Origin of the sequence: Streptomyces sp. NPDC059166, assembly GCF_042755185.1 — a bacterium.
In the GTDB taxonomy this organism is placed as follows: Bacteria; Actinomycetota; Actinomycetes; order Streptomycetales; family Streptomycetaceae; genus Streptomyces.
On record NZ_JBHZCI010000021.1, the window covers coordinates 118,964 to 132,188 of the forward strand.

Sequence of the window (13,225 nt, forward strand, 5' to 3'; positions counted from 1 at the left end):
CTCTCCTCGTTTCCCGCCCCCGGGGCGTCCCGGACAGCGGTGGTGCCGCCCCGGTCACCGCACCACCGTCCGGCGGCGAGCGGGTCACCGCAACCTGACCGCCCCACGTCTCGCCGCCCGTGCCCGGAGCGTGCTCCTGTCGGCACGGGCGGCGAGACGTGGGGACGGGCGGGCGGAGAGACGGCGCCCGGCGGCACGGGAGGAGGGACAAGGGACGGGCGGAGAGACGGCGCCTGGCGGCACGGCCGGGGAGACGGCGCTCGACGGGCGGTGCCCCGGGGGCGGTGTCACGCTGAGAAGAAGGATCTCCGGAAGGGAATGGCGCTGTGATCACCACCGATTTTGTCCCTGGCTCGCCCTGCTGGCTGGACCTCGGCACCCCTGACGTCCAGGGTGCCTCCGCCTTCTACGGCACGGTCCTCGGCTGGAGCTTCGAGGCGATGGGGGCGCCCGACGAGCCGGAGGGCGGCATGTTCCGGAAGGACGGCAAGATCGTCGCCGGGCTCGGCAAGCTCACCGAGAAGGGCGCGAAGTCAGCCTGGATGATCTACTACAGCGTCGCCGACGCCGACGGCACCACCCGTGCGGTGGAGGCCGCGAAGGGCACGGTGCGAGTGGCGCCGACGGACCTCGACGAGTGGGGCCGGATGGCCCAGTACACCGACCCGCAAGGCGCCCAGTTCGCGGTCTGGCAGCCCGGGTCCACCAAGGGTGTGGAGGTGGTGGACGTGCCCGGCTCGCTGTCGTGGACGGAGCTGTACACCACGGACGCGGCGGCGGCGAAGGAGTTCTACGGCTCCGTGCTCGGCTGGCGGTACAGCGAGACGGAGATGCCGGGCGGTGGCGGCACCTACACCATGATCACGCCGGCCGGACTCCCCGAGGAGCGTATGCACGGGGGCCTGATGGAACTGCCCGCCGAGCACCTCGCGCAGGCGGGCGGGCACCCGTACTGGCATCCGGTGTTCGCCGTCTCCGACTGCGACGAGGCGGTCGCCGCGGTCACCGGCAGCAAGGGCAAGGTGCAGATGGGACCCGACGACGCCGAGGGGGTCGGCAGGCTCGCGGTGTGCCTCGACCCGTGGGGGGCGGAGTTCGTGGTGCTCGCCCAGGCCGGGAGCTGAACCCACCGGGCGGTCACACGGAAAATCCCCGGCCGCAATTGTTGGTTGGGGATTTCCTGACGTATATTGAGTGTTTCTGTGCGCCCACAGAAAAGGCCCCTCAGAGGGGGCCACTAGAAACACCATATCCGGCAGGGAGCGATTTTGTCAACTCGCGAAAACGTCGAATTGCAGAAGGAGCAGGAATTCGTCGACCGGCTCTACGCCCGCGTCGACGCGCTGCGTGGCGACACCGCGCAGCGCGTCGAGGACGCGCTGACGCCGGTGGGGACGGGCCAGCAGGCACGGCTGGAGCGAGATGTGCTCGTCTCGGAGCGCTCGGGGCTGCTCGCCGCCCTGAACGCGGTGGACGGCTCCCTGTGTTTCGGCCGTATCGATCTCCGGAACGGAACCGCGCACCACATCGGCCGTATCGGAATTCGTGAGGACGATTCCGACCACACGCCTCTGCTGATCGACTGGCGGGCTCCGGTGGCCCGGCCCTTCTATCTCGCCACCGGTCACACGCCGATGGGTCTGCGCCGTCGCAGACACCTCACCACCGAGGGCCGCACGGTGACCGAGCTGCACGACGAGATCCTCGACCTGGGTGACGACGAGCGCACCGGTTTCGAGGACCCGAGCGGCGACGCGGTGCTGCTCGCCGCGCTGAGCTCCGCGCGTACCGGCCGCATGGGCGACATCGTGCGGACGATCCAGGCGGAGCAGGACCGCATCATCCGCGCCCCGCACCGGGGTGTCCTCGTCGTGGAGGGCGGACCCGGCACGGGCAAGACGGCGGTCGCGCTGCACCGCGCGGCGTTCCTGCTGTACGAGCACCGTGAGCTGCTGGCCAAGCGGGCGGTCCTGGTCGTCGGCCCGAACCCGGCCTTCCTGCGCTACATCGGCGAGGTGCTGCCGGCTCTCGGCGAGACCGGGGTCATGCTGGCCACTCAGGCCGAGCTCTTCCCCGGCGTGCACGCCCGGGGCACCGACACTCCCCGCGCGGCCTCAGTGAAGGGCGGCGCGGAGATGGCGGAGGCGCTGGCGCTGGCCGTACGCGACCGGCAGGCGCTGCCCGAGCCCGGGGCGCCGATGATCGTCACCCATGACGACGGTGACCTCGTGCTGGACTGGGAGATCGCCTACGAGGCCAGGCAGGCCGCCCGCGAGACGCGTCTGCCGCACAACCTCGCCCGCCCGTACTTCGCCTTCCACGTCATCGACGCACTCACCGCCCAGCTGACCGAGCGGATCGGCGCCGACCCGTACGGCGGGCCCAACTTCCTCGGTGCGGACGACATCGCGCAGATCGGGAAGGCCGTCGCGGCCAGTGAGGAGGTGCACGCGGCGATCGGTGAGCTGTGGCCGCAGCTCACGCCGGAGGAGTTCGTCACCGACTACCTGGCCGAGCCGGTGTACGTGTCCGAGGAGGACGCTGCGGCGATCAGGCGCGCACCGGGCGGCGAGTGGACGCCGGCCGACGTGCCGCTGCTGGACGAGGCCGCCGAGCTGCTGGGCTCCGACGACAGCGCCGAGCGAGCCGCCGCCGAGGCGGTACGGCAGGAGCGGGTCGCGTACGCGCAGGGGGTCCTGGACCTGTCGCGGGGTTCGGAGACGTACGAGTTCGAGGACGAGGAGGACTCCGAGGTCCTGGCCGCCCACGACATCATCGACGCCGACCGGATGGCCGAACGCCACGAGGAGGGCGACCACCGCAGCGCGGCCGAACGCGCCGCCGCGGACCGGACGTGGGCGTTCGGGCACATCATCGTCGACGAGGCGCAGGAGCTGTCGCCGATGGCGTGGCGGCTGCTGATGCGGCGTTCGCCGACCCGTTCCCTGACGCTGGTCGGCGACCCCGCGCAGACGTCGGAGGAGGCCGGGGTCGGCTCGTGGGAGCGGATCCTCGAAGCGTACGTCGGTGACCGCTTCGAGCACGTGCGGCTGGGGGTCAACTACCGCACGCCCGCCGAGATCATGGAGCTGGCCGCGAGGGTGATACGGGCCGGGGACCCGTCCTTCGAGCCGCCGGGTTCGGTGCGGTCGACCGGCGAGAAGCCGTGGACGCGGGAGACAGGCCCGGATCTGGCGGGCGCGGTCGCGCGGGCCGTCGAGGAGCTGACACCCCGCGAGGGCCGTCTCGCGGTGATCGCGCCGCGTGCGCTGCACGAGGAGATCGCGGGACGGCTCGACGGGGTCACCGCAGGCGAGGAACCCGACCTGACCCGGACCGTGGTGCTGCTGGGTCCGCGTGAGGCGAAGGGGCTGGAGTTCGACAACGTACTGGTCGTCGAGCCGGGACGGTTCGGGTCCAGCGATCTGTACGTGGCCCTGACCAGGGCGACGCAGCGCCTGGGCATCGTCCACCGGGAGGAACTGCCGGACTCGCTGCGCTGAGCGGGGCGGGGTGGGTGGAGGGGGCCTGGGTGTGAGTCCCGTGCCACCGTCTCCCGTCCCGAAGCTCGGGTCTTGTAGCTGGGAGCTCAAGCTCCGGGAGTCGAGCTCCGGCCTGATCTGTTCACCCCTTCGAGGGACGGAATCCCGTCGTCGGCCCGGAGCTTGAGCCTCGGGACCCGGGGGTCGGGATTCGAGGGCCGGGACGCGAGAGCCGAGATCCGAGCGATGCCCTCAACCGGGTGGGAAAGAAGGTTGGTTGGGAAGACCTCCCCACCTCCCCGACCCGTCACGGCCAGCAAGTATGACTAATCGTGACCGACTTGCGGCGGAGAGTGGCGACTGCTTACGGTGCCGGAAACGAACGACCCCGACGAGGTGATGGCACACCAGGCCGGGGTCTCACCGCAAGATCGAAAGAAGCGATCCGTGGCTGCCCAGCAGGTTATCCCCGCCCCGCGCGGAACCGCACCCTCACACCCCGTCGAGCGCACCGCGCGTACGAACGCCGCCTACCCGATGGCCAGGCCCGGCTACGGCAAGCGCTCCATGCCCGGCCAACTCCCCCGGCGCGCCGACACCTTCGCCCTGCTGCCGACCCGCGAACGGCACATCGCCGGGTACATCGACCAGCTCCCCGACGGCGCCTCCATGGACGTCAAGAGCCTCGCCAAGCAACTCCCCCTGTACGGCCAGCAGGCCGTCGCCTCCGCGCTGAAGGCGCTGGCAGCGGCCGGGTATCTGCGACGCGTACGGTGCCTGGTCGGCGAGCAGGGTCAAGTCCGCTGGGTGTCAAGGACGTTCTGGTCGCGTACGGCGCGCGACAACGAGTGGTGGGCGTCGGCCGAGGTGACCACGACGGAGCTCACCACTCCTGCCGCCGCTCCACCGGTCGCCCCGGGCCCGCATTCCGGGCCCACCGCACCTGTCGGGCCGAGCGCGCCTGCCGCGCCCTTTGCCGCTGCTTCCGCTCCGGCTCCCGTTCCCGCACCTGCGCCGGATCCGGCCCGGATGCCGGGGAGTGTCCTCGTACCACCGGTTCCGGCAGCCGTGCAAAGCACCTCCGCCCTGCCCGCCCTGCCCGCCCTGCCCAGCCTTCCCGGTGCACCCGGCGTCGCGTCCCCCGCGCCCGCCGCTCCGTATGCGTCTGCCGCTCCGTCTGTGTCTGCGCCTGCCTCTCCGTCTGCGCCCGAAGGATCCGCCGCCCCCGCACCGGAGTCGCCGGAGCCACCGGAGTCGCCGGAGCCGCCCGAGTCGCCTGAGTCGCCCGAGTGGCGAGCCGACGCGGGCGCGGCGCACGTCGCGCCTCCCGCGCCGTACGTGCCGCCCGCTCCACCCGCCGGGCCTTCGCCCACTCCCCCCGCGGGGCCCGAATCCCCCTCCCCGGCCTACCTCGCGCTCGCGGGGCTCGGCCGGGTAGACGCCCGTCTGGCCCTGTCCGCCGCCGACTGCGCGGTCCTGGAGCCCCGGGCCGCCGAGTGGCTGGCGCGCGGTGTGGACACGGACTACCTCACCCAGGCGCTTACGGCGGGGCTTCCCGCGCAGGTGGGCTCCCCCCTCGGCCTCGTACGCCGCCGCCTGACCGACAAGATCCCGCCGCACGCCCCCACCGCTCCGACCCCGCCCCCTGCGGGCACCCCCGTGCGCCGGGTGATGCTGGAGTGCACGAAGTGCGGCACCCCCGGCCGCGCCGAGGCGCTGCCGGACGGCCTCTGCCGCCCCTGCAGGCAGCCCGGCGGCGACGAGCCCGCACCAAGGGAGGTCGGCCGCCCCAGCGAGGAGGACGTACGGACGTTCACCGCCGGGCTCCGGACCTTGCTCAGGTCTCCCTGAGGCAGCGGATCCGCTCACCCCGGCGGAGGAAGCGTTCACCCTGTGCCATCCGAACGTCGGCTACGGGGATGCCCGTTACCGTTCTACGGTGGATCATCCCGCCGAGCAGTACTACGCCCCGGACCTCACCGATTCCGAAGAACGTGAGCTGCTGCGCCGCAACTACCTCCTGCTGCAGACCGGTCAGGCCGCTCTGGGCCTGATCGGCCCGGGGATGCTCGGCATCGCCGTCGAGCCGCTTCCGGGCGCCGTGGTCCTGCACTTCGCTGTCGCGGCTCGCACGGCCGAGGCCGAGGAGGACATCGACGACATCGCGTGCGATCTCGTCGCGTTCCTCAGCGGCGGGCCCGAAAGGCACTCCCGGATCACCACCCGCATCCACGTCGGTCGGCCCGACGGCACCTGGCAGGGGCGGTCCCACGCCCTGCTCCACCTCGCGAAGTACGAAAGCGAATCGTGGGAAGCCGGCGCCCCGGGCGTGGTCCGGCTGCCGTCCGGGCGGATGGTCAGGGGGCGGGGGCTGAGGTACGGCCGACCCACCGGTCCGGCACCCGACTTCGCCGTACACCTCACCGGCCGGCGTCCGCCCGGGCCGCCCTGGGAATCCGCGTGGATCCACTGGCGGGACTTCTGGCTCCCCTCCGACCCCGGCAACGCCATCGCCGTGCTCCGCCGCGCCCATGAACGGGCCGTGAGCGAACGCGTCGAGGTGTGCTGCGGCGGCGGAGTGGGGCGCACCGGCACGGCGTTGTCCCTCATGTGCGTCTTCGAGGGCATGGACCCGGAGGAGGCCGTCGCCTGGGTGCGGGAGAACTACCACCGCCGCGCGGTCGAGACGCCCTGGCAGCGGCGGTTCGTCCGCCGGGCAGCGGTGGCCGGGGACCCGGGCACCCGGCGGCCGTGAGGACCCACCGGGTGCGGCGTCCGGGCCACACGGCGGGGTTCCGGCCGGAACCGTGAGGTGACCTTCGCGGAAAGCTGGGCAGCCGCTGTCCGAGGAGGCTCCACAACCATGGGTTCGAAGATGAAGAAGAAGTCCAGGTCCCGGCTGTACATATCGATCGGGACCACCGCGTTCGGTGTGCTCGGCGTCGTGAAGGAGGCCAAGCTGGCCCGGCAGGAGGAGGACACCCTCCGGCTGGTCGACGCGGTCGTCTCGGCCGCGAAGGTCGCCACCGGTCTCGCCGTGCTCTACCGCGAGCTCAAGCGTCTCGGCGACGACGACGTACTGCTGGGTTGAAGGGCAGGGCCCAGGACCGCTCCGGCGGCGTCCGGTCGACCGTACGGACGCCGCCGGCACGCGCTCCCCCTGCGCGAGGACCCGGCTCAGCCGACCAGCAGGTCGCGCTTCAGGTCGCGGATGTCCTCGGAGTCCAGGCCGAGCGCCTTCTTCTCGTACGCCTCGAACGAACCGAACTTCTTCCCGACCTCCTGGAAACCGGAGTTGAGGTACTCGGCCCGCACATCCATGAGGGGCTTGTAGACGGCGGCCTGCGCGGCCGGCATCGAGGCGAGGGCCGCGGCGTTGGCCTCGGCGCGGTAGTCGTTGGAGGCGAGGTAGTCCTCCATGACCGTCGAACGCGGCACACCGAGCGCCGTCAGCAGAGCGGCGTTGGCCCAGCCCGTACGGTCCTTGCCGGCCGTGCAGTGGAAGACGACGGCCCGCGAACCGTCGTCCGCGATCCCGCCGAGGACACTCCGGTAGGCCGCCTTCGCGGTGTCGCCGCTGACCATGAACTTCTCGCCCTGGACCATCATCGCCACGCCCTCCTCGGGGGTGGTCGGCATGGTGGTCATGGACGTCGACCCGGCGAGGACATCGGCGACGACGTGGGTGGCACCGGCCGGGACACGGTCGGCACCGGCGGTGCGCTCGGACTCCATGCGCAGGTCGTAGACGGTGTGGACCGACAGCCGGCGGAGCTTCGCCAGGTCGGCGTCGGTGAGCTTGTCCAGGGCGTCGGAGCGGTAGACCTCGCCCATCTTCACCCAGTGGCCGTCGGTGGTGCGGTAACCGCCCGCGTCACGGAAGTTGACGGAACCCTCCAGCTTGATCAGCCGGTCGGCGAGGTGCAGGGAGCCACCGCGCTCGGGCACCAGGTCGAACCACTGCCGGTCGGCGGGGCGCAGCCCGCGCACGGTGGCCTTGCCGGCCGATCCGCCGGAGGCGACGGTACGGCCGTTCGCCTTGATCGAGACGTGGCGCACCCCGGGCGCCTTCCACTCGACGGTGTAGGAGCCGTCGTCCTCGGCGGTGACCTCGGCCTGGGTGAAGGGGATTCGTGCGTGGGACTCACGCCCGGAGTGGGAGGGCGCGCCGTGGGAGGGTGCCCCGTGGGCCGAGACCGCGGGGGCGGTGATGCCTACGAGGAGCGCTGCGGCCAGGGCGCAGGAAGAGGCCTTGACACGAGTCATGTGGTTCATGCACGCATCGTCTGGGTGCTCGGCGTTGGCCGCCGTAATGCCTGGTGAACGCGCCGGGAACCCCGGTCGAACAGCAGGATCCGCCCGACCGCTCTGGCCGGCGGCTTGACCTTGACACGGTGGCAACGTCTCCACTGGGGGCGAGGAGGTGGTCCCCATGATCACGGCAGAGCAGGACAACGGCACGACGCGGGCGCTCCGGGCGCTGGGCGCGGACGACGCCTCGGTGCGGCTGCGGGCGGCCATGGCCGTCGGGTCGGCCCCAGACCCCCGGTACGTGAGCACGCTCGTCGAGCGGTGCGCGGTCGAGCCCGAGTTCCAGGTACGGGAGCTGCTGACCTGGGCCCTCACCCGCCACGAGCCCTCGCAGGTCGTGCCCTCGCTGCTCGTGGAGCTCGGGTCGGAGCGGGCACAGGCAAGGAGCCAGTCGCTGCACACTCTGTCCAAGATCGGGGACGGGCAGGCGTGGCCGGCGATCACCCGGGAGCTGCTGACCGACCGGGACGACGAGGTGGCGCGCAGCGCCTGGCGAGCGGCGGTCGTGCTGGTGCCCGAGGGTGAGGAGCGGGACCTGGTCGGCGTACTCGCGACGCAGTTGGGGCGCGGCGGGCGCGCCATGCGGTTGAGTCTGAGCCGGGCGGTCGTCGCACTCGGCGAGGTGGCCGGGCCGGCGCTGCGCGCCGCGACCGCGGACCCCGACCCGGAGGTCCGGCAGCACGCCCTCGCCACGGAGCGGCTCCTGAGCGACCCGGAGGCCGGGTTCGAGCTCGCGGTGGAGGAGGCGAAGCGGATCGTGGCCCTGGGCCCGGACGGCCCGGTGGGATGAGGACGAACGGTCGAAGGGATGGGCGGCAGTGCTGATCGGTGAGGTGGCGAGGAGGTCCGGGGTCAGCGCCCGCATGCTCAGGCACTACGAGTCGCTGGGTCTGGTGCGCCCGACGGGGCGCACCGGCGGCGGGTACCGGGAGTACTCCGGCGAGGACATCCGGCGCATCTTCCACATCGAGAGCCTGCGGTCGCTGGGCCTGTCGTTGCGTGAGGTCGGGCAGGCGCTGGACGATCCCGGATTCACACCGGCGAGGCTCGTCGACGACCTCGTGCACCGGACGCGGGAGCGCATCGCGGCGGAGACCGCTCTGCTCACCCGGCTGCAGCGCATCGGCGCGGCCGAGCCGGCGGGGTGGGAGGACGTACTGCAGACCGTCTCGCTCCTCCACGGTCTGGGGTCGGAGAGTGCGGGGGCGCGCCAGCGCGCCGCCCTGTCCTCGGGCGAGGAAGCGCAGCTCCCCGTGGAGGCGCTGGTGGAAGCCGCGCTGGGCGAGAGCGACACCAATGTGGCCGGCGCTCTTCGGTGGGCCCTGGCGCAGTCGGGCGACACGGGTGTGGCGCTGCTGGCGGAGGCACTCGGCTCCCCGGTGACCGCCGTACGCAGGCGCGCCGTCGCCTCGCTCGCCGAGATGCCGGGGGACATGGTGGCCGCACCCCTGCGGAAGGCCCTCACGGACTCCGACGTCGTGGTCCGCAGGAGCGCCGCCCTGGCCCTCGGGACCCGTCGCCTGGCCGATGACGCCCCCGCGCTCGTCCCCACGCTGGTGGCCATGGTCGCCGACGGCGTGAACGACGTGGACGCGGCGGACGCCCTGCGCGCACTGGCGGAACGGAGGGTGCCTGATGAGGGGGCGGGGCCTGGTGAAGGGTCCGGGCCCGGCGAACGGCCGCTGTCCGGCGAAGGGGCAGGATCCGGGGAAGGATCAGGAGCCGGGGAAGGGTCAGGAGCCGGCGAACAGTCGCGGGTCGGTGGACGGACGGGGCCCATCGAACGGACGGGAGCCGGTGAACGGCCAGGGCCCGGCGAACGTACAGGGCCCGGTGAACGGACGGGGCCTGGTGAACGGACGGGGCCCGGTGAAGGGACGGGGCCTGGTGAAGGGTCTGATGGCGGTGGCGCGGCCGCCGATCCGGCGGACCTCATCGCCACGGCGTTGGTCGGCCGCCTCGAAGGCCGTGCCACCGCCCCCGCCGTACGCCGCCGACTCGCACAGGCGCTCGCGGAGATCCCGGGGGCGACGGCGTCCCGCGCCCTGGCGGACCTGACCGACGACGAGGACCGCGCGGTGGCCCTCACCGCGGCCTACGTCCTCACCCTCCGCGACGGTACGGAGCGGTGAGCGGCACTCCCGGCGGCACTGCGTGAAGCCCGCGGTCCGCCGTGGCGCTGCGGTCCGCCGTGGAGCCGTGAAGCGCCGCGGTCCTCCGTGGAGCCTGCGGCCCGCCGTGGAGCCCGCGACCGTTCCGGGAGCCGCAGGCAGTCGCCGGACCCGCAGTCCGCTGTGGACGGCAGATCCCGGGCAGGGAACGGCCGATGAGGGACTGTCAGTGGCGGGTGCCAGCATTACGGCATGGGCTTCGTACGTACTACTCCACCGCGGCCGGTAGACGTGGCAGCGGTCTTCCCCGAGCTGGCCGCGCTCGCACGGCCGGCCATCCGGCTGCATCCGCGCCCCGGGTCCCCTTCGGTCGGGGACAGCTCGGTCGGCGGGCCGTTGCTGTGGCCGGCGGACGAACCATGGCCGCACTGCACGGACGCACACCTGCATGTGGACACCGGATTCCGCGAGTCACCGACCGCGATACGGCTGCGGAGACGCCTGCTGTCGCGTCGGCGAGCCGACGAACGGCCTCCCGCCCTCACACCCGAGGAGGAGGCGCTCGGAGAGCTCAGCGCCGCCCAGCTCGCCGCACGGTACGACGCCGGTGACCCACCGGCCGAACACCCGGTCCCGATGCTGCCGGTGGCTCAGCTCCACCTGCGTGACATACCGCTGCTGCGGCCGCCCCGGCAGGCTGATCTGCTCCAGGTCCTCTGGTGCCCTTACGAGCACGAACCGAACTACAAGCCGGCGACCGCGCTGTTCTGGCGATCGGCCGCAGAGGTCGGCGATGTCCTCACCGACCCACCCGAACCGTACGAGGCGGACTATCCGGGATATGTGCCGGAGCGGTGCGTCCTGGCGCCGGAGGCGATCACCGAGTACCCCAACAGCCTGGACCTGAGCCCGGATCTGCGACGGATGCTGGAGGACCCGGACAGGTGGCGGGCGGCCGGAGTCGAGCTGGACAGCCCCTACGACGAGTATCCGCCCGACTTCTACCGCACCCACCTGGGCAACGCTCCCGGCTGGAAGGCCGGTGGCTGGCCCCCGTGGGGCCGCACCGACCCGTACCCCCGGTCGTGCGCCGTGTGCGAGGCACGGATGGTCCCGCTGCTGACCATCGCCTCCTGGGAGTGGGACGGCAGTGACGGACACAGCTGGGCGCCGCAGGAGGACCAGGCCGCCGCCCGCACCGGTTCCTACCACGGGCACAGCCCCTCGCAGCCGACCGCGGTGGAGGTGGGCAGCACGGACAACATGCAGATATACGTCTGCCCGGACTCCCCCGAGCATCCGCACACCGACCTGATCCAGTGATGTTCCGGCGGTCCGGAGGTCCGGAGGTCCGGTGGTGACCGTGCCGGTCAGGAACCCCGGACCTCCGGCGCTGCCGATCAGGCACCACCACGGCGGTCCGGTGCCGCACCGCGCCGCAGCACCACGGCGGTCCGGCACCGCGCCGCACCGCGCACATCAGGCACCACCACCGGCGGTCCGGTGGCGGTCCGTGGCGCTCCGTCGCGCCGGTCAGGTGCCGCCCTCGGTCGGGCGTCCCGTGCCGGTGGGCCCGGTGATGTTCTCCTCCATCCAGGTGCGCCCGAAGGCCAGGACGTCGGCCGCCTCGAAGAGGTGGCTGTCCGCCGCACCCACCCTTCCCCTGCGGCCGATTCCCGCGGCCACCATGGCCCGGCCGATCGTCTCGAAGGGGTCCTGGCCGGCGGGCGTGACCGCGGAGTAGTCGAAAGCACCGCCCGATGAGTCGATGTCACGGAAGCGACGCCAGACCCGGCGTCCGTCCTCCAGCACCGGCTGCTCGTACTCCACGAACCGCTTCCCGGGGGCCTCGGCCAGGGCCTCGGCGTGGTGGAGCAGGGTGAGGGTCTCCAGCGGTGCGCCCAGCATCAGCACCCGGCCTCCCCGGTCGACCAGCCGGGCGAGCGGGCTGCCGGGGCCGTGCGGGTCGTCCCACGGGTGGTCCGCCATCAGCTCGGCCGCCGCGTGGCCGAGCGCCGCGAGACTCACGTCGGGATGCCGGCTGCGGACGGCCCCCGGCCACCGGCGCAGGGCTTCCGGGAGACGGCCGTGGTCGTGGTCCGCCTCGCTCGACGCCGGTTCGTAGACGGGGTGTTCGGCCCGTACGGCGTCCTGCCATGGCCGCGGCCAGCCGCTGAAGCCGTACGGCAGGGCGTCGTGCCAGCCGCAGGTGACCACGAGCGTGCCCCGCTCCCCCACGGTGTCCAGGAGGGCGTTGATCAGCGTCGGTGGGCCTCCCGCGACGTAGCCGAGGGCGGAGAGCCGCGTATGGAACATCACGGTGTCGCCCTCGGCGAGGCCGAGCGCGGCCAGATCACGGCCGATGCGGGCGCGGGTGACGGGGCCTTCGGCGCGTGCGAGCAGGGCATCGAGGTCCATGAATCCGACCTTGACATCCTCGCCGCCCTGAAGGACGGCGATTCCCGCCTACCGTGCCGTTGAGGGCTGCGGTGTCGGGTGGGTTCCTGCTTCGCTGCGCGGTGCCGGAACACGTTCCGGTCTTACCTGCGCTCGACAGGCTGACACGGCCAGTCCGGCCGCCTTGGCGACGTTGACCGCCGCGTTGATGTCCCGGTCCAGGACCGCCCCGCACGCCCCGCACGTCCACACGCGGACGTGCAGCGGCTTGGGGCCGTCCTTCACGCCGCACTGCGAGCACACCTGGGAGGTCGGCTCGAACCGGCCGATCCGGATGAAGGTGCGCCCGTACCGGGCGGCCTTGTACTCCAGCATGGTCACGAACGCCGACCATCCGGCGTCGTGGACGGACTTGGCCAGGCGCGTGCGGGCGAGTCCCTTCACCGCCAGGTCCTCCACGGCGACCGCTTGGTTCTCGCGGATCAGCCGGGTGGAGAGCTGGTGGTGGAACTCGCGGCGCGCGTCGGCCACCTTCGCGTGAGCGCGGGCGACCTTGATCCGGGCCTTGTTCCGGTTGCCGGAGCCCTTCACCTTGCGGGCCAGGGCACGCTGGGCCTTCTTCAGGCGCTTCTCGGCCCGGCGCAGGAAGCGCGGACTGTCGACCTTCGTCCCGTCGGACAGGACGGCGAAGTGCCCGAGCCCGAGATCGATACCCACCATGGGCACGACCTCGGGAAGGACTTCCTGCGGGCCGGTCTCGACGACGAAGCTCGCGAAGTACCGGCCCGCACTGTCCTTGACCACCGTCACCGTCGACGGCACTGAGGGGAGCGTCCGGGACCACTTCACCTCGACGTCGCCGATCTTCGGCAGGCGCAGCTTCCGACCCGGGGTGATCGACCAGCGGGCGTTCGCCGTGAACCT

11 protein-coding genes are annotated in these 13,225 nt (G+C 72.4%); 8 read left to right on the forward strand and 3 right to left on the reverse strand.

All coding sequences use genetic code 11. The features are described from left to right. Positions 1–326 precede the first annotated feature (326 nt). From ACFXOA_RS17985 to ACFXOA_RS18005, 5 genes are all read left to right on the forward strand, one after another. On the forward strand, positions 327–1,124 hold the full coding sequence (locus tag ACFXOA_RS17985) for a VOC family protein (RefSeq protein ID WP_385028799.1): 798 nt from the start codon (positions 327–329) through the stop codon (positions 1,122–1,124). 168 nt (positions 1,125–1,292) lie between these two features. Then, positions 1,293–3,503: a HelD family protein gene (locus ACFXOA_RS17990; RefSeq protein WP_385028828.1), complete on the forward strand. Its 2,211-nt coding sequence runs from the start codon at positions 1,293–1,295 to the stop codon at positions 3,501–3,503. A 426-nt stretch (positions 3,504–3,929) separates the two neighbouring features. Then, positions 3,930–5,333, forward strand: coding sequence for a MarR family transcriptional regulator (locus ACFXOA_RS17995; protein ID WP_385028802.1), 1,404 nt, complete (start codon positions 3,930–3,932; stop codon positions 5,331–5,333). Between the two features lie 502 nt (positions 5,334–5,835). Further along, positions 5,836–6,237, forward strand: a complete 402-nt coding sequence (locus tag ACFXOA_RS18000; RefSeq protein WP_385028831.1) for a protein-tyrosine phosphatase family protein — start codon at positions 5,836–5,838, stop codon at positions 6,235–6,237. A gap of 108 nt (positions 6,238–6,345) precedes the next feature. After that, a complete protein-coding gene (locus tag ACFXOA_RS18005; RefSeq protein WP_385028805.1) occupies positions 6,346–6,573 on the forward strand; it encodes a hypothetical protein in 228 nt (75 codons plus the stop codon). 86 nt (positions 6,574–6,659) lie between these two features. On the opposite strand, the gene ACFXOA_RS18010 is transcribed toward ACFXOA_RS18005, so the two are convergent. Next, positions 6,660–7,757 carry a tyrosine-protein phosphatase gene (locus tag ACFXOA_RS18010; RefSeq protein WP_385028807.1) on the reverse strand — a complete coding sequence of 366 codons (1,098 nt, stop codon included), beginning with the start codon at positions 7,755–7,757 and terminating at the stop codon, positions 6,660–6,662. A gap of 157 nt (positions 7,758–7,914) precedes the next feature. Between ACFXOA_RS18010 and ACFXOA_RS18015 the strand changes: the two genes are divergently transcribed. From ACFXOA_RS18015 to ACFXOA_RS18025, 3 genes are all read left to right on the forward strand, one after another. Continuing rightward, positions 7,915–8,583, forward strand: coding sequence for a HEAT repeat domain-containing protein (locus tag ACFXOA_RS18015; protein ID WP_385028810.1), 669 nt, complete (start codon positions 7,915–7,917; stop codon positions 8,581–8,583). A 28-nt stretch (positions 8,584–8,611) separates the two neighbouring features. Further along, positions 8,612–9,925, forward strand: a complete 1,314-nt coding sequence (locus ACFXOA_RS18020; protein WP_385028813.1) for a MerR family transcriptional regulator — start codon at positions 8,612–8,614, stop codon at positions 9,923–9,925. Positions 9,926–10,156: 231 nt separating this feature from the next. Beyond that, positions 10,157–11,227 carry a hypothetical protein gene (locus ACFXOA_RS18025; protein WP_385028816.1) on the forward strand — a complete coding sequence of 357 codons (1,071 nt, stop codon included), beginning with the start codon at positions 10,157–10,159 and terminating at the stop codon, positions 11,225–11,227. 210 nt (positions 11,228–11,437) lie between these two features. Here ACFXOA_RS18025 and aac(3) read toward each other — a convergent pair whose 3' ends face one another. Then, positions 11,438–12,322 (reverse strand): aminoglycoside 3-N-acetyltransferase, encoded by an 885-nt coding sequence (aac(3), locus tag ACFXOA_RS18030; protein WP_385028819.1) that lies wholly within the window; start codon positions 12,320–12,322, stop codon positions 11,438–11,440. Positions 12,323–12,370: 48 nt separating this feature from the next. After that, positions 12,371–13,225 (reverse strand): RNA-guided endonuclease InsQ/TnpB family protein (locus ACFXOA_RS18035; RefSeq protein ID WP_385028821.1); only part of this gene is annotated, 855 nt, incomplete at its 5' end.

Bases quoted from the DNA above. Each gene is read 5' to 3' on its own strand.
- ACFXOA_RS18010 (WP_385028807.1), bottom strand. From the start codon at position 7,757: ATGAACCACATGACTCGTGTCAAGGCCTCTTCCTGCGCCCTGGCCGCA.
- ACFXOA_RS18025 (WP_385028816.1), top strand. From the start codon at position 10,157: ATGGGCTTCGTACGTACTACTCCACCGCGGCCGGTAGACGTGGCAGCG.
- ACFXOA_RS18000 (WP_385028831.1), top strand. From the start codon at position 5,836: ATGGTCAGGGGGCGGGGGCTGAGGTACGGCCGACCCACCGGTCCGGCA.
- ACFXOA_RS18015 (WP_385028810.1), top strand. From the start codon at position 7,915: ATGATCACGGCAGAGCAGGACAACGGCACGACGCGGGCGCTCCGGGCG.
- ACFXOA_RS18005 (WP_385028805.1), top strand. From the start codon at position 6,346: ATGGGTTCGAAGATGAAGAAGAAGTCCAGGTCCCGGCTGTACATATCG.